Source organism: Chitinophaga sp. sic0106 (assembly GCF_019219075.1).
Classification (GTDB): Bacteria; Bacteroidota; Bacteroidia; order Chitinophagales; family Chitinophagaceae; genus Chitinophaga.
The window spans coordinates 491,502-510,682 of record NZ_JAHUWJ010000001.1; the positions used below are offsets into that span (position 1 = coordinate 491,502).

Here is a 19,181-nt window from a genome sequence, read left to right on the forward strand (position 1 = left end):
TCTGCAAACTTATGCAAAATTCAGCAAAATATCGCAAATTATTTCATAATATTGCAGAAAATGGCAAGATTATGCTGAAAGAGGAAAGGCTGGACTATATATTGAGGAAGCTGCAGGCGGATCATAAAGTATTGCAGACTGAACTGAGTAACGATTTGCAGGTATCAGAAGATACCGTGCGCCGGGACCTGGAAGCACTGGCACAGAGTGGCCAGCTGATTAAAGTTCGCGGTGGCGCCATCCCGCACTCACCCAACCCATATTCATTCAAAGAAAGGATCGTATACCACGAAGATGATAAAAAGCACATCGCATCCAAAGCATTGTCGCTCATACACGACGGGCAGACGATCATTCTCGACGGTGGCACCTCCACACTCATGCTGGCGCAGATACTGCCGATGCACCTGAAAGCGACCATTATTACCAACAGCGTTCCGATTGCGGCCAAACTGGTGGATCACCCCTCTATAGACCTGATATTTACAGGTGGCCGTATCGGAAAAGATTCCCAGACAGCCGGTGGTATGGAAACAATTAAGATGTTTCAACGTATTAAAGCCGACCTTTGCTTTCTCGGCATTTGCTCCCTGCATCCTGAGGCTGGCGTAACGGGGCTGGACCTGAACGAAGCCGATGTGAAAAGAGAAATGGTGGCATCTGCCTATAAAACCATTGCCCTGGCTACCAGCGATAAAATGGGCACCGCAGAGCCTTACAAGGTTTGCGATATCCAGGGGATTGATACCATCGTGACTGATAACCCGGAATTACCTTCCCTCAAACCATATAGTAGTCTGGGCATCCAGGTGATATAACATCAACGATTGTAAATGATAAATGAGTTATCCATACAGGCAGCTGGCAAACGAACGATCCGCATTGCCGTGAGTGCATTGTTTTTCCTGACAGGACTGTGTTTCAGCAGTTGGACATCCCGCATCGCAGATATCCAGCAGTCCATGCACCTGAGTAATGCGGGGCTGGGCACCGTGCTGTTGGCATTGCCCATTGGCTCTATCATCTCGCTGCCTACGGCGGGCGTGCTGGTGTCTAAATTCGGCAGCCGGCAGGTGGTGGTAAATGCAGGGATTGCTTATGCAGCGCTACTTCCTGTACTTGGATTGGCAACAGCTCCCTGGCAGCTGATGAGCGTGCTGGTACTGTTCGGCTTCTTTGGAAACCTCGCTAATATTGCGGTAAATACCCAGGCGGTGGCAGTAGAAGCTATGTACGGTCGTTCCATTATGGCATCCTTTCATGGCCTATGGAGTGCCGCAGGTGCGGCTGGTATTGGCATTGGCTGGATCATGGTGGCCCTGCGGATTGAGCCTGTCTATCATTTTCTTTTTGTAGCCATGATGGGGTGGACCATCGTAGCGCTTACATCTTCCCGAATCATACAACAAGACACAAATATTTCCGCTAACCAGCCGCTCTTTGCCAGGCCGGATAAATTTCTGCTTACGCTTGGCATCATCGCGTTTTGCTCTATGATCTGTGAGGGGACTATGTTTGAGTGGAGTATCATCTACTTCCGCAGGGTGTTGAAAATTGATCCTTCCTTTGCCGTGGCCAGCTCCTTTGCATTTATGACGACCATGGCTACCGGCAGGTTTATTGCCGATGGCCTGCGTGTCAAATACGGGGCTAAGCTGATGCTGGTGGCCAGTGGCGTGCTTACAGCCGGTGGCCTGCTGATTGCGGTTATTTTCCCTTACTTCTTCTCTGCTATTTTCGGATTTATGCTGGTAGGACTCGGTGTGTGCTCCGTAGTGCCTTTAGTTTATAGTGCAGCAGGTACAACGAAGTTGATGTCGCCCGGAATGGCGCTGGCCACAGTTTCTACCATTGGCTACCTGGGCTTCCTTTGCGGGCCTCCGCTGATTGGTTTTGTAGCGCAGGTAAGCAGTTTGTCTGTTTCGTTTACTATGATAGCGGTGATGGGGGCGTTGATAGCGGTGTTGGCGAGTAGGATCAGGATTTAGTGATAAACTTTTCCTGCCCAAAGATTCTATTCCTGATTGTATAGCAGGTATGCAGCAATGATTCAAGGTCGGCCTCGTTTTCAGGGAAATCAGAAAATTGGAGATGCAAATAAAATTTCGTTGTTACCGCGTCCTGGTGGTTTGTAGTAAGGCTAATGCACCGACCATAGGGTCTTTTAACGAGCGAAACCAATTCCTGTTCTATTTTATAAAGGTCAAAAGGATTGGTCATTTGGATAATATAGGCTTCATCAAGTTCCTGTAAACCTGATTTTACTACCTTTTTGCTGAGTTTGCTAAAGAGTTTATTAAAGATATTAATGGGTTTGATATTTATCATGAATCTGTTATCCGGTAATTCCAGGTAGAGGTGTGTGGATTCATTAGTTATAAGGTTTTTTAGCTGGTCCTCCGAAAGGAACCGCCAGGTATCATTGGTTATAAAGCGATTAAAGTGATCCCGGTTAGGTGTATAATTCATAGCACCTGATTCCCAGCAAAACCTGAGGAAAGCATTGGTGTTGTTGAGTCTGATGTAAAACGCTTCCTCCGAAACAGGTTGGATTTTTGTACCGGTGATTTGACTTAAGTTGCAGCCTTCGTATTTATCGTATATGTACTGTGAAAAAAGAAACATAGGTACTATGCATGTATGAGTATAACACGTAATATAATACATAAAATAACTGCAATAAAATTGCGGTTGAGTAATTCCTAAAAATTTTTTTGTGCAATAATCTCTAATCTCCGTAACTTTGCACGATTTTTTTGTTCCCATCAATGGCAGAAAGATCAATTTGGTTTTTCATTTTCAATAGATTACACAAATGCCAAAAGACACATCTATCAAATCTGTTCTCATTATCGGTTCTGGTCCTATTATTATTGGTCAGGCTTGCGAATTTGACTATTCCGGTTCCCAGGCAGCACGCTCGCTGCGCGAAGAAGGAATAAAAGTGATATTGATTAATTCCAACCCCGCGACCATCATGACAGATCCAATGATGGCCGATAAGGTTTATTTGCTGCCACTGACCGTGGAAAGCATTGAGCAGATCCTGGAAGAAAACCAGATAGATGCCGTATTACCTACAATGGGTGGGCAGACTGCGCTGAATCTTTGTAAAGAAGTGGATGAACTGGGTATCTGGGAAAAATTCAATGTACGCCTGATCGGGGTGGATATCAAAGCCATTGACAAAGCGGAAGACAGAGAACAGTTCCGCCAGTGGATGATACAACTGGGTATCCCCGTTGCGCCTGCCAGAACGGCTAACTCCTTCCTGGAAGGTAAAGAGTTTGCTCAGGAAATCGGATTTCCGTTAGTAATCCGTCCTTCCTTCACACTGGGTGGTACCGGTGGCGGATTTGTACACAGCAAAGAGGACCTGGATGAAGCACTCGACCGTGGTCTGAAAGCTTCTCCGATTCACGAAGTCCTGGTGGAAAAAGCTGTACTGGGTTGGAAAGAATATGAGCTGGAATTGCTGCGCGACAAAAACGACAACGTTGTAATCATCTGTACGGTGGAAAACCTGGATCCAATGGGTATCCACACTGGTGACTCCATCACAGTGGCTCCTGCCATGACCCTGAGCGATACCGCTTTCCAGGACATGCGTAACAAAGCCATGATGATGATGCGCGACCTCGGCAACTTCGCCGGTGGTTGTAACGTTCAGTTCTCCCTCAATCCGGAAAACGAAGAGCTGATCGCCATCGAAATCAATCCACGCGTAAGCCGCTCTTCTGCACTGGCTTCCAAAGCTACCGGTTACCCTATCGCTAAAATTGCAGCGAAACTGGCTATCGGTTATACCCTGGATGAACTGGAAAACCAGATCACCAGAACTACCTCTGCATTCTTCGAGCCAGCACTGGACTACGTAATCGTGAAAATGCCACGCTGGAACTTCGATAAATTCAAAGGAGCAGATGATACCTTAGGGCTGCAAATGAAATCAGTAGGTGAGGTAATGGCTATCGGCCGTACTTTCCCTGAAGCGCTGCAGAAAGCCTGCCAGAGCCTCGAGAACGATGCACTGGGACTCGGCTACTACGGTAAATCCATGCTGAAAGGCGAACAACTCCTGGAAAAACTGAAACGCCCAACCTGGGATCGCATCTTCCGTATTAAGGATGCACTCATGGAAGGTGTTTCTGTAAAACATATCCATCAGCAAACTTATATCGACCGCTGGTTCCTGCACCAGATCAACGATATCGTTACACTGGAAAAACAACTGGCAGAGCACGACCTCGAAAGCGTTCCGGTAGACATGCTGCGCGACGCCAAGAAAATGGGCTTCTCCGATAAACAACTCGCTATCCTCTTCGGTAACTGCGAAGAAGAAGAAGTTTACGCTAAACGTAAAGAGAACAGCATCATCCGTACCTATAAAATGGTAGATACCTGCGCAGCAGAGTTTGAAGCTAAAACTCCTTACTTCTATTCTACTTTCGATACTGAAAACGAAAGCAAGGTTAGCAGCGATAAAAAGAAAATCATTGTACTCGGCTCTGGTCCAAACAGGATCGGTCAGGGTATCGAATTCGACTACTGCTGTACGCACGGTCTTCAGGCCATTCAGGATTGCGGTTATGAAGCAATCATGGTAAACTGTAACCCTGAAACAGTATCTACCGATTTCGATATGGCGGATAAACTGTACTTCGAGCCGGTATTCTGGGAGCACCTGTGGGAAATCATCGAACTGGAAAAACCAGAAGGGGTGATTGTACAGCTGGGTGGCCAGACAGCGCTGAAACTCGCTAAACGCCTGGAAGAAAACGGTATCAAAATCATCGGTACTTCCTTTGATAATATGGATATCGCGGAAGACCGTGGTCGTTTCTCCGACATGCTGAAAGAACTCGGTATCCCTTATCCTAAGTATGGTACCGCTTACAATACAGATGATGCGATTGATGTAGCCAAAGAAGTAGGATACCCTGTACTGGTGCGTCCTTCTTATGTATTGGGTGGTCAGCGTATGCGTATCGTGATCAACGAAGAAGAACTGGAAGAATCAGTACTGAGCCTGCTGCGTCACCTGCCAGGTAACAAAATTCTGATCGATCACTTCCTCGATCGTTGCCAGGAAGCTGAAATCGACGGTATCTTCGACGGTGAGCAATTCCATGTAATGGGCGTGATGGAGCACATTGAGCCTGCCGGTATCCACAGTGGTGACAGCCACGCGTTGCTGCCAGCGTTCAACCTGACTCCAATCGAAGTGACCACCATGGAGTACTACGCTGAAAAAATTGCCCGCGCACTCAATATCCGCGGTCTGATCAATATTCAGTTTGCAGTAAAAGATGGCAATGTATACGTGATCGAGGCTAACCCTCGCGCATCCCGTACTACTCCTTTCATCGCCAAAGCGTACCAGGTTCCTTACCTGAATATCGCTACCAAAGTGATGATCGGCGCCAACAAACTGGCTGACTTCACGATTGAGAAAAAACTGACCGGCTTTGCTATCAAAGAACCAGTGTTCTCCTTCAACAAGTTCCCGGGTGTAAACAAAGAGCTCGGACCTGAAATGAAATCCACAGGTGAAGCTATCCGCTTTATCAAAGACCTGCGCGATCCTTACTTCAGACAGCTCTACAAAGAGAAAAGCATGTACCTGAGCAAATAATCCGGTATTTAAATAAGTGGGAAAGCCCTTCAGCATCAGCTGGAGGGCTTTCTTTTTTTACCCAGCGCCAGACCAGGCCCTTGGGCTGGTCTGGCGACGGTTATAGGATAGCGGTAGCAACCCTATAACCAGGAATGCCTGTGCAGAATAAATAGTCCCTGCTAAACGGCAGTAACTGCGCTTTATCACAAGCTTCCTGACTGCGGAGTCATGTAATTGCATTGTTAAACAGAAATGGCCGCGCGGCCTTTCTAAGTGATGCCGAAGGCATCACTTTGCAAACAAATAAAAAAGGATAAAAAAGTATTATAAGATGCTCCCGAAACGGGATGTTAAAAAACTATCAGATTTCCCCTTAAAAAAAATAGAGCCTGATAAAGATCAGGCTCCTTCTTTTCCCTCAAAATAACCATTAAAGACACGACTATTGATTCTAGAAGAAGTCAAATAGCGTGACCGGTAATGCAGTTTACAAATAATATTATATTTAAAGAAGATGTTAACTAATCAATAACAGATGAATAAATAATTAATATTAAATATATTGATTGGTAGTAATTTATGAAAACTTTAATCTTGACCCATTGGTGCATTATTAACGCAGTGACAGGAAAATTTTCAAGTGCCCATATATTAATATGCCCCTGTAAAAAATCGTTTTAGTTAACATCTGATTCAGGTTCTGCATACTTCGGATTACTAACTTTAATGTATAAACTGTTAACCCACCGATGTTATTTGAATCTACTTTATCCAGTCCTGATGCCAAAGGATCAGCTCCTTTCATCAGATTGATTATACCCTTTACTGCAGGTATACTGCTGCAATATTATCTGGATATGAACGTATATGCGTTCCTGTTGGTAATACCGTTGCTGATTTTCAGTTGGTTATATCAACGGCTCCGGCCCGATCAGCGATTCCGGCTACGGGCCTGGCAGGCCCTGCTACTCTGGCTTTTCCTGTTTTTCGTAGGGGCGTTCCGTTTATATATGGCCAACCTCCTGCATCACCCTGCATCTTATCCGCAGTTTTATACCCAGGGAGATATCATACAACTCGAAATCACCGAACCCCCGCAAGTGAAAACAAACAGCATCAGCGGCGTAGCTCACCTGAAATACATTCTGCACAACGGCCAAATCATCTCCCCGAAAGGAAAAATAAACCTATATGCCGACAAGCGACTAAAAGACAGTATACGATGGGGGAGCCTGCTGTATACCAACAATACGCTCATGCCTATGCGAAACCAGCCGGAAAGTAGTTTTGACTACCAACGGTATTGTGCCGACAGAGGAATTTATCACCAGGTTTACATACCGTTTAGTGGGTACCACCCCGTAGGTCTGGCTCCGGTGAATGGTATCCGCCTGTTTCTGCACCGGGCCGCCGGATTTTGTACAGCCACGTTTAACCGCTATGTAGGCCCCGGACCAGAGGCCGGCATGGCAGCAGCCTTGCTGATTGGCGACAGGCAAGGGCTCGACAAGGACCTGGTCAAAGATTACAGTAACACCGGAATTGTACACGTCATCGCCATTTCCGGCATGCACCTGTCCCTGCTCTATGCGTCATTATTACTGGCCTTATCCTGGCTACCGGCCGGGCAGCGGGGCGATCTGCTCAAAGCCGTGCTGGTACTGCTATTCCTTTGGGGATTTACCTTTTTAACAGGAGCTTCTGCCTCTGTACTGCGGGCGGCGGTGATGTTCACCGCCACCACGCTGGGCCAGTTCGTTTTGGCCCGGAAGAGCAATATTTTCAACTCCCTGGCAGCATCAGCTTTCATACTGCTGGCCGTAAACCCTTACCTGGTGATGGATACGGGTTTTCAGTTGTCGTACCTGGCGGTGTTGAGCATTATCCTTTTCCAGCCAAAAATTTATGCCGGTCTGCATTGTAAAAACAAATGGCTCGACTATCTCTGGCAAATGGCAGCGCTCACCCTGGCGGCGCAATTGCTGACCACACCACTATGTCTGTATTATTATCACCAGTTCCCCACCTGGTTCCTGCTGGCCAACCTGGTGGCTGTACCACTTTCCACCATAATTATTTACGGGGAGATACTATTGCTGCTGGTAGTACCGGTTCCGTTACTGGCCGGCTGGCTCGGCCGGGGCGTGCACGGTTTAATATGGCTCATGGATCTCCTGGTTAAATGGATAGGGGAGTTGCCGCTGGCTCTCATTACCAACATCCCCTGCAATAAGCTCATGCTGGTGCTGCTCTATCTCGCGCTGGCAGCCATGGCCCTATACTGGTATCACCGGTTTCGCGAGGCACGCCTGGCCATGATCTGCTGCCTGAACTTTACATTACTGGTACTGCTATATCTGCAATGGCATCCGGTGAGTAAGCCATATCACTTGAAGCACTATACGTTGCATCATGGCAAGCGGCTGGTAAACGTAACCACCAGCCTCCCCGATACCGTCCCGGTAAAAAAATTCAGAACAAATTATATTTTATTATCACGCAATCCCCCTGTGGATATTAGGCAAATAGCGGCATTGTACGACTTTGATACCCTCGTAATTGGTACCGGAAATAGTAAGCGGAGGATTGAACAGTGGAAAAATGATTGTTACGTCTTAACTTTGCGCTTCATTTCGGTTCCGGACCAGGGAGCCTATGTTATTAATTTCTAATGTTTTCCATACATGCAAAAGCAAATTAAATCAGCGCTGATCTCCGTTTTCTATAAAGATAACCTGGAGACCATTGTTAAAAAATTGGGTGAACAAGGTGTAACTATTTACTCTACCGGTGGTACTCAAAAATTTATAGAAGAGCAGGGCGTTAAATGCGTAGCGGTTGAAGATGTAACTGCTTATCCGTCTATCCTGGGCGGCCGCGTTAAAACACTGCATCCTAAAGTTTTCGGAGGTATCCTGGCACGCCGGGAAAATCCACAGGACCTGGAACAGCTGAAACAATACGAAATTCCGGAAATTGACCTGGTAATCGTAGACCTGTATCCATTCGAAGAAACGGTTAAAAACACCTCAGAAGAACAGGCGATCATTGAGAAAATCGACATAGGTGGTGTTTCCCTCATCCGCGCAGCCGGTAAAAACTTTAAAGATGTAGTGATCGTTGCATCTAAAGACCAGTACGCTGACCTGGAAAAAGTACTGACCGAAAACAACGGTGCTACCTCCATCCAGGACCGCAGAAACTTTGCTTCTAAAGCATTTGAAGTATGTGCTAACTACGACGTAGCCATCTCCCAGTACTTCCTCAACAACGAGCCAGGTGACTACTTCCAGGTATCTGTAAGAGAAGGTCAGGTAAACCGCTACGGCGAAAACCCTCACCAGCGCGGCGTTTACTACGGCAACCTGGATGAAACCTTCAACAAACTGCATGGTAAGGAACTCTCCTTTAACAACATCGTGGACGTAGACGCTGCCTGCCAGCTGATTCAGGAATTCACTGAAACTACTTTCGCTGTTATTAAACATACCAACGTTTGTGGTATCGCTTCCCGTCCTACCATTAAGGAAGCATGGGACGCAGCACTCGCCGGCGACAAAGAAAGCGCATTCGGTGGTGTACTGGTTACCAACAAACAAATCGATAAACAAACCGCTGAATCCATCAGCGAAATCTTCTTCGAAATTCTGATCGCTCCGGGCTTCGACGCAGATGCCCTGACTGTGCTGCAGGCTAAGAAAAACCGTATCCTGCTGGAACAAAAACAGCCGGTAAAAGCTAAATACACTTACAAAAATGTATTAAACGGTGTACTGCTGCAGGATGCTGACAACGGTAACTATAAAGAATGGAACGACGTAGGCGCCCGCGCTGCCAACGCCGCTGAAAGAGCTGACCTGGAGTTTGCCAACATCGTATGCAAACACCTGAAATCAAACGCTATCGCCCTCGTTCGTGATAAACAACTGGTGGGTAAAGGTTGTGGTCAAACTTCCCGCATTGATGCCCTCCGCCATGCCATCGAAAAATCCAAACAGTTCAACTTTGACCTCAAAGGTGCTGTGATGGCTTCCGATGCATTCTTCCCATTCAATGACTGCGTAAGTATTGCACACGAAGCAGGTATCACCGCTGTAATTCAGCCAGGTGGCTCCGTTCGTGATAACGACTCCATCGAGTTCACTAAACAGAACAACATGGTGATGGTAATGACCGGTATGAGACATTTCAGACACTAAGCAGCTGTTCCCCGCAGCGCGGAACGCTACCAGCAAAACCAAAGAGTTTGCGTCTGAAATTCAAAAAATAAATCCCAGGGGCTGAGTAAAAAACTCAGCCCCTTTTTTATGCCTGAATTAAATCCTATTATTGCTCCCATAACAGACCCATAAATCAGTTGTTTATTCATCAAAATATAATGAAAGACGCCACCGACGCGGATTTGATTCAGGAGTACAAACGCTCCGGCAAACTCGACGTACTGGCAGCTCTCTACCAGCGTTACATGAACCTGGTATACGGGGTGTGTCTTAAATATTTTGATGAAGATGCCAGCAAAGACGCAGTGATGCAGATTTTCGAGGAACTGATCGACAAGCTCAAAGTCCACGAGGTGCAGAACTTCAAAAGCTGGCTTCACGTGCTTTCCCGCAATCACTGCCTCATGAAACTCCGTTCCATGAAAAACAAAGAATCCAAACAGGTATCTATCGACGATAACCTGGTTATGGAAAACGGAGAAATCGGGCATCATGACAACGGAACCTCCCTGGAAGATAACCTCCAGGCCATGGAAAAATGTCTGGAAACCTTGCCGGAAGAGCAAAAGCGCAGTGTGGACCTTTTCTATCTCAAGGAAAAAAGCTACCGGGAAGTGAGTGCCCTCACCGGCTACGACATGAACAAAGTGAAAAGCTATATCCAGAACGGAAAGCGAAACCTTAAAAATTGTATGGACCAGCATGCCTGATCAACAGCCATATAACCACCAGTCAGTAAGTTCAGCGCTGATTCGCCAGTATCTCGCAGGAGAGCTGGATGACAAAGCTATGCACGATCTGGAACGCCAGGCCCTCAACGATCCGTTCCTGGCCGAGGCGCTGGAAGGCTTTGAAACAGTAGCACCACAGCAGCAGCTCAACCTGGATGAGCTTCATGCCCGCCTAAACGCACGCGTGGCTCCATCGGAAACGAAGGTCCGGCCCTTATACTACCGCTATGCGGCTGCCGCAGCCATATTGCTGCTGCTCGCCACTGGTGGCTGGTACCTGTTCAGGGAGCCGGCAGTGAAGCCGCAGATAGCAGGCGTACCGGCTCAGCCTGCCGGGGAACAGTCAGCACCGGCAGTTTCACCAGCTGATGCCGTAAAAGAAGATGTCACAAAAGAAGTGGTAAAAGCACCGGAAACCGCAAAAACAGTGCCCCCGCCGGTAGCCTCCATGAAACAGGCTGAAACTCCGGCGCTGGCCATGAGCACGCCAAATGATGCAACGGCAGATACCCAGCAGGAAGTAACTTCCCTGGCGGACTCCCTCATGGGTGCAAATGATAAAAAAGCTGCTGATGCTTACACGCCGCAGGCCGCGCCCGCTATGGCTATGTACGATAGTCAACGTGCGCAGCGTGCCAGAATGATGGCAAAAGAGAATAATGCGGAATTAGCCAGCAGGGGGGCAAAAAGAATGGCTTTTAGCCGCGAAAATGCCGCTGAGGTATATACCGGCGAGAACGGTCCGGAGCCGGAAAATGGCCTTAAAACCTACCAGGAATATCTTTTAAAACAAACGATTACTTCTGACACCGCAATCGCTGGAAGTGAAGTATTCATGGTGTTTACCGTTAAAGCAAATGGAGCCATTGACAGCATCAACGTAATTACGGGCAAAAATATAGCCGCCACTGAGGCAGCTATAAATATTATTAAAGAAGGTCCGAAATGGAAACCTGCTGCCAATGGCCAGCCGGCGAATGTATCAGTAAGACTGCTCTTCCGCAGGACCCCGTAAATTATCTTCTTTCCTTCCAGAGCTGATTAAAGGACTTGGGAGCGAATTCTGGTAACGCCCTGTTATCTCCCCAACTCTTGGAAAAAAAACGCTTCAGCAGGAAGTTTTTCATTTTACCGCCAGCCATATTCATCATTTTTCTGCTCATGCAGCCTTGTTTCCAGGCAAACCAGGCCATTTTTTCACTGCCGGAAGTATAATTTTCTTCCACGGCTTTCTGCCTGTTGTGCAGCAGCAGCTCATGCAGGTTGATGCGTACCGGGCATACCTCGGTACAGTTCCCGCATAAAGAAGAGGCAAAGCTTAGGTGCATATAAGTACCCATATCCTTCAGGTGCGGAGTAATCACAGCGCCGATTGGGCCACTGTAAGTAGTTCCGTAGGTGTGGCCGCCAATGTTTTTGTAAACAGGGCAGGCGTTGAGGCAGGAGCCGCAACGGATACAGTATAAACTTTCTCTGGCTGTAGTGTCCTGGAGGATGTTGGTACGACCATTATCCATCAGGATCACATACATTTCATCAGGACCATCGATCTCGCCTTCCTGGCGGGGGCCACTGAAAATACTGTTATAGGCAGTTACCTGCTGGCCGGTACCGTAAGTGGCAAGTAGTGGCCAGAAGAGTGCGAGGTCGGTAATAGATGGCAGTACCTTCTCTATACCCACCAGCACAATATGCGTTTTAGGAAAGGCCGTGCTCAAACGGGCATTTCCTTCATTTTCTGTTACACAAATGGAACCGGTATCGGCGATGATAAAGTTAGCGCCGGTGATGCCGATTTCGGCGTCCAGGTACTTTTGGCGTAGTTTTTCACGGGCTACCATAGTGAGTTGCTCCGGTGTCAGACCCGGGTCAGTACCCAGTTTCTCCGCAAACAGTCGCGCTACGTCTTCCTTGCTTTTGTGCATGGCCGGTGTAACGATGTGGTAAGGAGGTTCCCCGTCGAGCTGCTGGATATATTCTCCCAAATCCGTTTCTACACAGGCGATGTTGTTGGATTCCAGGAAGGAGTTGAGGTGTACTTCCTCCGTTGCCATGGACTTACTTTTGACAATGCTTTTGCATTGTTTGGCTTTGCAGATGGCAAGGATTTCCTGTTGTACCTGCTCGGCCGTTTCAGCCCATATCACCTTTGCGCCACGCCGGGTGATGTTCAGCTCAAATTCTTCCAGGTGCTTATCCAGGTGCTCGATTGCGCGCCACTTGATATTTTTGGCGCGTTCCCTTGCCCCCATCAGGTCGGTAAACTGAAGCTTGCCGGCCTTTACAGCCGTATTATATTTTCCTATGTTGAAATTGATAGTCTGCCGGTGACCTAGATCAGACGCTTTTTTTTCGCTTTCTTCCAAAAAGGTGGACGCTGTTTCGTGCATAAGCATATCCGATAAAATGCGTAATAAAGATAGTTTATACCGGAGGAATTATGAATTCATAATTTCCTCATTTGTATTGCTTCTGAGCAATTTTATCCAGCACTTCATAAAATTCCGTGCCGTATTTTCTGATCAACGCATCTTTTAGAAAGCGATAAACGGGTACCTGTAAAGCTTTTCCGTTTTTACAGGCAGGTTTACAAATATCCCAGCGGTCATAATTCACCGCTTCAAAGCTTTCATATTTAGTAACGCGGATTGGGTAGAGGTGACAGGATACGGGTTTTTTCCAGTCCACCACACCATCGTTGTAAGCCTTTTCAATGGCGCAACCAACATGACCGTGTTCATCAATGGATGCATACGCGCAGATACCACCTTCGATAATAGGTGTTACGTAACCGTATTCCTTATCAACAGTGTTTGTGCCGGTATGTTCAATTTCACGGATTCCTTCGGGGCGCAGGTAGGACTTTATTTTTGGGTAAATTTTCTTCAGTATTTTCACTTCAGTTTTATCGAGGGGCGCGCCACAGTCGCCCGCTACACAACAGGCGCCTTTGCAGGCCGACAGGTTGCATACGAATTGCTCTTCAATTACTTCGTCACTAATGTACTTATCGTCGATAATAATCATTGGGTATGGTACGACTGTATGGTGATACAGCGAGTTTTAGTTTCAGACCCAAAGTTACGGGAATTTGTGTGCTTTTTTAGCGCCAGCGGAGTGATTTTACGAGCTGGAGCATGTCTTCGTTCAGGAATTTATTAACAGGTGCGAGGGAGTCGGCATTTGGTGCAGCATCAAAATACAGGGCGCCGCGGAGGAAGTGGCTGGTAGAGTCAGTCACAAAAAACTGCTGGGCGCTGGCGGCGTTGCCGCCTACCTGGTAAAAGGTGCCATATACGTTAAATGGTGTGCTGATTGCGTTTTCATCGATGTATTCTGCTTTGTAGGTGTGCTTATAAGTCATTTTAAAAGCATCATCTACCAGCTTTTGCAGGTTATTATTTCCTTGTCCGATGATCTTGTAGCTGAGGTATATTTTGCCGTTGAGGCCGGGAAATTCGATATTGATCCAGTAAGGATTTTCCGGTTTATCCCCAAAAAAGGAGGTATCCTTTATGATGGTCGCATATTCCGGATATTCGAAGGTATACGGGTATCCTGGCTGATCAAAGGTTTTGTATTTCCTTTCCGGGAAACCAATCTGGAAGTAGCCTCTGGGCTTGGGAGTATAGGCGGTATCACAGGCATTAAAGGCAAGTATCATTGCCAGGAAAAGTACCCATGCATGGTTTTTGTTTGGCATTGGTCGATTGTACGTTAAAGGCTATGCTTGTTCTCCAGCATCGGGCCTGATGGTTACCTGTACTTTCTGGATGCGCATTTTATTAACTTCCAGTACAGTAAAATCAAAGTTGCTGTAGCTTATAACGCTGTTTTCATCAGGAAATTTTCCGGAGAGTTCCAGTATTAATCCGCCGAGAGAGTCGCTTTCACCTTTTACGGTTTCAAAGGTATCGGCCGGGATGTTGATGATGCGGCAAACGTCGTTGAGCATGGTTTTACCTTCGAATACGTAGGTGAAGTTATCGACTTTGCTGTAGTTGAATTCTTCTTCGTCGAATTCATCTTTGATATCGCCGATTACTTCTTCCATGATATCTTCCAGTGTAACGATACCGGAGGTACCGCCAAATTCATCCACTACTACGGCAAAGTGCATTCTTCTGCTCTGGAACTCACTCAGGAGGTCTTCAATCAGTTTGTGTCCGTGAACAAAAAAAGGCTGGCGCATCACTTCGTGCCAGTCAAAGGTATTGTCTTTGTCAAGGTGGGGCAGGAGGTCTTTGGTGTGGATAACTCCCACAATATTATCCAGGTTGCCTTTGTATACCGGTAATCTGGAATAGTGGAGGTCGGCCACGCGGGCTACTACGTCAGAGAAGCTTTGTTCATACTGGATGCCATTGACATCGAGTCGGCCACGCATAATCTGTTTTACGGTGATGTTGCCGAATTTGAGAATGCCTTTCAGGATATTTTTTTCTTCCTGGGAGGCGGTTGGGTCCACGCTCATTTCGATGGCCTGGTCGATTTCCTGGTAGTTGACAGGGCCGGCGCCGCGGTGGAAGAATTTATCTTCTATGCTGCCGCTCATGGACACGAAGAAATCGCTGACAGGCTCGAGTGTAGCGTGTACGATGCTTACAAACCAGGCGAAATAGGTGGCGAAGCGTATATTGTTTTGGGCGGCCCATACTCTGGGGAGTATCTGGCCAAAAAACAGGAGTATAAAGGCAATGATGGAGATGCGCACCACGTAGGATACTACCGGCAGGGTTTGCAGGTCTTCCATTTGTGTGATGAGGAAGTTGGTGGTGAGAATGAATGCGGTGGCCAGCACTATTCCGGCGGTCTGAAGGGATGCCAGTAGTGATTTTGGTTTTTCCAGCATCTTGGTGATGAGTTTGCCGGAGGCATTCTGTCTGGTTTTCAATACGTTAAGATCCTTGTAGTTCAGGGAAAAAAACGCGACTTCTGCACCTGCAACAATAAAGGTGAGTAATAGTAGTACAAAAATCACCAGCGAAAACACCACGACGTTAGGTGTAGCGATGACGCTGTTGGTTTGTAAGAGATAGGATATGTTGCTTGCCGGAGTGATATCCAAGTTTTACAGCTTTGATGTAACGAATCAAAAATAGAGAAAATTCGGGCAGTGTTTCCTGACTGGGAATTTTCCATGCACGCAAATATAAGTAATGTCCGATTACGGGATTACGTCCTGATGAAAACTTAAACTTTTTTAATATAACTTAAAAAGGCAGATCGTCTGCGGGTTCGTTCAGGGAAGGGGGAATTTCCATGTTATTGGGGAAATTTTCTCCAGAGGTGGAACCTGAGCTGCTATGGTGAGGTACGGGGTGATCGGTGCTGTTGAGGTCCATGCGTTTATCGAGCATAACCAGGTTATCTCCTACAACTTCGGTAGCAAATTTTTTGTTGCCTTCCTTATCCTCCCAGCTGCGGGTACGCAGGCGACCCTCAATATAGACCAGGCTCCCTTTGTGCAGGTACTTCTGTGCTAATTCAGCGAGTCCACGCCATAAAACCACGGTATGCCATTCTGTTTGACTGATGAGTTTACCTGCCCTGTCTTTGAATGTTTCTGTGGTAGCTAACGAAAATTTGGCCACGGCAATATTTCCTTCCAAAAACTGTACATCCGGGTCCCTGCCTAAATTGCCAATCAAGATAACTTTATTAACACCTCTCATAGTTGTAGGTTTTTTTAGTCTATTGATAAAAAGTTCTTCTTTTAATAAATAAACAACCTTACTAAAGTTAATATTTTTTTACAATCGGAATTCAAAAAAAAAATATTCTTCGCAGTGTCTTATAAAAGCAGGCCTGTTTTGGATTGCAGGAAGGTGGTAATCGTTTTGGGGAATGCCAGGTTATCCAGTGTAACCGTCGGGGTTAGTTGGTAACCGGGAATATCCACTGGTTGGGTCAGTTCTATGTTAATGAATTGACTATGAATGGTTTGATGGGTAAGTTGTTGTTTGAATTGTTTGGAGATGCGGGTGATCTCGTAATGGGCGGTACCAAAGAGCTGGTGAAAATCGGTTCCTGCGAGCAGCTGGGTACTGTCTGCCGCTTCGGTGGACTCTATAAGTACGAATTCATGTAGATTTTGCCAGATATCGTCTGCTGTACGTTTTCTGATGTATACTTTGTCCTTCCAGGAGGCGATTATATAGTTGAAATATCTTTTTTTGATCTGGAGTTTTTTGGTTTTTACCGGTAGCAGGGAAATGAGTTGTTGGTGGTAGGCTACGCATTTTTTCTGAAGAGGGCAGGAGTTGCATTCGGGCAGCTGGGGTTTGCATACGACCGCGCCGAAGTCCATAAGTGCCTGGTTATAAGTGGCTGCCTTATCTTTTGGGAGTAGCTCCTGGGCCAGTTCGGTGAATTCCTTTTTGCCGGCGGTGCTGTCGATAGGGGTATCGATGCCGAAGAAGCGGGAGAGTACGCGGAATACGTTCCCGTCGAGCACTGCATGGGGGAGGTTAAAGGCGAAGGAGACGATGGCTGCGGCGGTGTAGGGGCCAATGCCTTTGAGGGCTTTTATCTGGTCGTGGGTATTGGGAAACTGACCATGATAGGTTTGTTGAATTTCCCGGGCGGCGGCCAGCATATTTTTACAGCGGGCATAATAGCCGAGTCCCTGCCAGAGGCGGAATACTTCTTCATCGTTGGCTGCTGCGAGATCTGATACGGTGGGATAGCTGGCGATGAATCGTTCGTAGTAGGGCCAGCCTTGTTCCACGCGGGTTTGCTGAAGGATTATTTCCGACAGCCAGATGCGGTAGGGGTCTTTTTCACCTTTCCATGGCATGGAGCGATTGTTAAGTTCCAGGTTCCAATCCAGTAATTTCTCGGTAAAAAAAAGTCGGGCGGCACGCATTTATATATTATTTTAATAAAATTATTTAGTATATTGATATGGCAAACGAAGGCCTGAAAACCCTATGAAGGCAAATCTGATGACCCTTTCCAGGGATGCAAATAAATAGAAATAATCGCCAATCGAGGTATAAGAAAAAATAATAAAATTTATTTGCTTAAAATTCAGCAATTAAAAATTTTAAATTAACTTTGAGAGTAAAGTAATCCTCTCGCTTTTATATGAGAAAAGCTGATTTAATTAACAACATTGCTGAAAAAACCGGCATCCCCAAGGTAGATGTGTTAGTAACGCTAGAAGCTATGTTCAAGGAAGTGAAAGAAGCACTTGCAAACGGCGAACACATTTACATCCGGGGGTTTGGCAGTTTTATCACCAAGAAAAGAGCCGCCAAGATTGGCCGCAACATCAAGAAGAACGTTGCTGTGGAGATCCCTGAGCACTTTATTCCTGCATTCAAACCTTCGAAAGAATTTGTTGCTGAGGTAAAGAAGCTTAAAAGTTCTTAATTTCGCAGCCTAATTCATTTAGGCCATGCGAAAATCACAAGTTCTCCTTATTGGTGCTGCTGTAGCGTTATTGGTGGTATTATATGCCTTTGGCCGTACGGTACCCAAACCGGACAAGAAAGCTATGTCAACTGCTGCTCCTAACCAGGGCGGACAGGAAGTGGCCCCTATTGCGTTTTCTGAGCTGCTCGATGCAGCTAAGAAGCGTATTCCCGCTGAAAAGCTTCTTCAAGTAAACACGATTGAAACAAATGTGGTGCGTGGGGACGTAAAGACCCAGCAGATAGCCGCATTTAAGGCATTGTACAACGCGTGGGACTCACTCAACGAGGCCCCGGTGGCTGCTTATTATCTCGGTGAAGCAGCTAAGTTGGAAAATTCCGAAAAAAGCCTCACCTTTGCAGCCAATTTATTTTTAACTCATCTGCAGCATGCGGACAACCCCGCAGTTGCTAAGTGGGAAGCTGATCAGGCAATCCAATTGTTTGATGCAGCTATTGCCCTCAGCCCGGAGAATGATACGCTCAAAATGTCACAGGCCATGGTTTACATGAACAGTGGCGAACCAATGAAAGGCGTAGCTAACCTCAGGGAAGTAGTGGCAAAACACCCGGATAATATTGATGCACAGGTTACATTAGCGAACCTTGCCATTACATCCGGACAATATGATAAAGCTATTGAAAGGCTGGAAGGTGTTATGCAAAGGCATCCGGACAATGCAAAGGTCATCTTTGTACTGGCTGAATCCTACAGAAGCAAGGGAGACAATAAGAAAGCAATCGAATTGTTTGAGAAAAGCAAACAGTTCATGGACGATCCGGAACTGAAGAAAGAAGTAGATAGTTATATCAAAAGTATTCAATAATATTTATTTTTTCAATCATCTAAAAACGTATTAGCGTATGCCTTGCGGTAAGAAAAGAAAAAGACATAAAATTGCCACTCACAAGCGTAAAAAAAGACTGAGAAAGAACCGGCATAAAAAAGGTAAGAAATAATTACTCCAGTTTCCCGCCATTTATACTAAACAGGTATTCTTAACCCGGCGCGGCGATCGGATAAAAATTTTCATATATCCTGCATGATTTTAGCTTTAATTGTTAAATTGCTAAAGTCATGCAGGTTGTTTTCCATAGATCCCGCAACTGATTCTCCGGATACTACCTGCAGTGATCGCTGAACCCTTAAGCAATCCATCACGTACGTGACGAAATAAGCTAACTTTATAGTCAG

General features: G+C 46.4%; 15 protein-coding genes. 9 read left to right on the forward strand and 6 right to left on the reverse strand.

The genetic code is table 11. The annotated features are described in order from the left end of the window. Positions 1-71 precede the first annotated feature (71 nt). The 7 genes from KW844_RS02095 to KW844_RS02125 all read left to right on the forward strand — a co-directional run bounded on the left by KW844_RS02095 (position 72) and on the right by KW844_RS02125 (position 11,583). The gene (locus KW844_RS02095; protein WP_218375047.1) at positions 72-818 is read left to right on the forward strand and encodes a DeoR/GlpR family DNA-binding transcription regulator; all 747 of its coding nucleotides are present in this window, start codon (positions 72-74) and stop codon (positions 816-818) included. A gap of 15 nt (positions 819-833) precedes the next feature. Further along, positions 834-1,988, forward strand: a complete 1,155-nt coding sequence (locus KW844_RS02100; protein ID WP_218375048.1) for an MFS transporter — start codon at positions 834-836, stop codon at positions 1,986-1,988. A gap of 827 nt (positions 1,989-2,815) precedes the next feature. Next, on the forward strand, positions 2,816-5,635 hold the full coding sequence (gene carB / locus KW844_RS02105; protein ID WP_218375049.1) for a carbamoyl-phosphate synthase large subunit: 2,820 nt from the start codon (positions 2,816-2,818) through the stop codon (positions 5,633-5,635). 731 nt (positions 5,636-6,366) lie between these two features. Continuing rightward, entirely contained in the window at positions 6,367-8,289 is a 1,923-nt protein-coding gene (locus tag KW844_RS02110) for a ComEC/Rec2 family competence protein (RefSeq protein WP_218375050.1), read from the forward strand. 12 nt (positions 8,290-8,301) lie between these two features. Beyond that, positions 8,302-9,816 (forward strand): bifunctional phosphoribosylaminoimidazolecarboxamide formyltransferase/IMP cyclohydrolase, encoded by a 1,515-nt coding sequence (gene purH, locus KW844_RS02115; RefSeq protein ID WP_218375051.1) that lies wholly within the window; start codon positions 8,302-8,304, stop codon positions 9,814-9,816. 179 nt (positions 9,817-9,995) lie between these two features. Further along, positions 9,996-10,547: an RNA polymerase sigma factor gene (locus tag KW844_RS02120; RefSeq protein ID WP_218375052.1), complete on the forward strand. Its 552-nt coding sequence runs from the start codon at positions 9,996-9,998 to the stop codon at positions 10,545-10,547. Next, positions 10,540-11,583: a hypothetical protein gene (locus KW844_RS02125; protein ID WP_218375053.1), complete on the forward strand. Its 1,044-nt coding sequence runs from the start codon at positions 10,540-10,542 to the stop codon at positions 11,581-11,583. Before KW844_RS02120 ends, KW844_RS02125 begins: the two co-directional genes overlap by 8 nt. A gap of 1 nt (position 11,584) precedes the next feature. Here KW844_RS02125 and KW844_RS02130 read toward each other — a convergent pair whose 3' ends face one another. From KW844_RS02130 to mutY, 6 genes are all read right to left on the reverse strand, one after another. Continuing rightward, positions 11,585-12,958, reverse strand: a complete 1,374-nt coding sequence (locus KW844_RS02130) for a LutB/LldF family L-lactate oxidation iron-sulfur protein (protein ID WP_218375054.1) — start codon at positions 12,956-12,958, stop codon at positions 11,585-11,587. Between the two features lie 67 nt (positions 12,959-13,025). Further along, on the reverse strand, positions 13,026-13,595 hold the full coding sequence (locus KW844_RS02135; protein WP_218375055.1) for a DUF3109 family protein: 570 nt from the start codon (positions 13,593-13,595) through the stop codon (positions 13,026-13,028). Between the two features lie 76 nt (positions 13,596-13,671). Continuing rightward, a complete protein-coding gene (gldD, locus tag KW844_RS02140) occupies positions 13,672-14,271 on the reverse strand; it encodes a gliding motility lipoprotein GldD (RefSeq protein ID WP_218375056.1) in 600 nt (199 codons plus the stop codon). Between the two features lie 21 nt (positions 14,272-14,292). Then, on the reverse strand, positions 14,293-15,636 hold the full coding sequence (gene gldE / locus KW844_RS02145; protein ID WP_255578115.1) for a gliding motility-associated protein GldE: 1,344 nt from the start codon (positions 15,634-15,636) through the stop codon (positions 14,293-14,295). A gap of 145 nt (positions 15,637-15,781) precedes the next feature. Further along, positions 15,782-16,243 carry a single-stranded DNA-binding protein gene (locus tag KW844_RS02150; protein WP_218375057.1) on the reverse strand — a complete coding sequence of 154 codons (462 nt, stop codon included), beginning with the start codon at positions 16,241-16,243 and terminating at the stop codon, positions 15,782-15,784. A 119-nt stretch (positions 16,244-16,362) separates the two neighbouring features. After that, positions 16,363-17,436 carry an A/G-specific adenine glycosylase gene (gene mutY, locus KW844_RS02155; RefSeq protein ID WP_218375058.1) on the reverse strand — a complete coding sequence of 358 codons (1,074 nt, stop codon included), beginning with the start codon at positions 17,434-17,436 and terminating at the stop codon, positions 16,363-16,365. Positions 17,437-17,657: 221 nt separating this feature from the next. Between mutY and KW844_RS02160 the strand changes: the two genes are divergently transcribed. Both KW844_RS02160 and KW844_RS02165 read left to right on the forward strand, forming a co-directional pair. Further along, complete coding sequence (locus tag KW844_RS02160) at positions 17,658-17,945, forward strand: HU family DNA-binding protein (RefSeq protein ID WP_073084475.1); 288 nt, start codon at positions 17,658-17,660, stop codon at positions 17,943-17,945. 25 nt (positions 17,946-17,970) lie between these two features. Beyond that, the gene (locus tag KW844_RS02165) at positions 17,971-18,813 is read left to right on the forward strand and encodes a tetratricopeptide repeat protein (RefSeq protein WP_218375059.1); all 843 of its coding nucleotides are present in this window, start codon (positions 17,971-17,973) and stop codon (positions 18,811-18,813) included. Positions 18,814-19,181: the final 368 nt, after the last annotated feature.

Bases quoted from the DNA above. Each gene is read 5' to 3' on its own strand.
- KW844_RS02095 (WP_218375047.1), top strand. From the start codon at position 72: ATGCTGAAAGAGGAAAGGCTGGACTATATATTGAGGAAGCTGCAGGCG.
- KW844_RS02100 (WP_218375048.1), top strand. From the start codon at position 834: ATGATAAATGAGTTATCCATACAGGCAGCTGGCAAACGAACGATCCGC.
- carB (WP_218375049.1), top strand. From the start codon at position 2,816: ATGCCAAAAGACACATCTATCAAATCTGTTCTCATTATCGGTTCTGGT.
- KW844_RS02110 (WP_218375050.1), top strand. From the start codon at position 6,367: ATGTTATTTGAATCTACTTTATCCAGTCCTGATGCCAAAGGATCAGCT.
- purH (WP_218375051.1), top strand. From the start codon at position 8,302: ATGCAAAAGCAAATTAAATCAGCGCTGATCTCCGTTTTCTATAAAGAT.
- KW844_RS02120 (WP_218375052.1), top strand. From the start codon at position 9,996: ATGAAAGACGCCACCGACGCGGATTTGATTCAGGAGTACAAACGCTCC.
- KW844_RS02125 (WP_218375053.1), top strand. From the start codon at position 10,540: ATGCCTGATCAACAGCCATATAACCACCAGTCAGTAAGTTCAGCGCTG.
- KW844_RS02130 (WP_218375054.1), bottom strand. From the start codon at position 12,958: ATGCACGAAACAGCGTCCACCTTTTTGGAAGAAAGCGAAAAAAAAGCG.
- KW844_RS02135 (WP_218375055.1), bottom strand. From the start codon at position 13,595: ATGATTATTATCGACGATAAGTACATTAGTGACGAAGTAATTGAAGAG.
- gldD (WP_218375056.1), bottom strand. From the start codon at position 14,271: ATGCCAAACAAAAACCATGCATGGGTACTTTTCCTGGCAATGATACTT.
- KW844_RS02150 (WP_218375057.1), bottom strand. From the start codon at position 16,243: ATGAGAGGTGTTAATAAAGTTATCTTGATTGGCAATTTAGGCAGGGAC.
- mutY (WP_218375058.1), bottom strand. From the start codon at position 17,436: ATGCGTGCCGCCCGACTTTTTTTTACCGAGAAATTACTGGATTGGAAC.
- KW844_RS02160 (WP_073084475.1), top strand. From the start codon at position 17,658: ATGAGAAAAGCTGATTTAATTAACAACATTGCTGAAAAAACCGGCATC.
- KW844_RS02165 (WP_218375059.1), top strand. From the start codon at position 17,971: ATGCGAAAATCACAAGTTCTCCTTATTGGTGCTGCTGTAGCGTTATTG.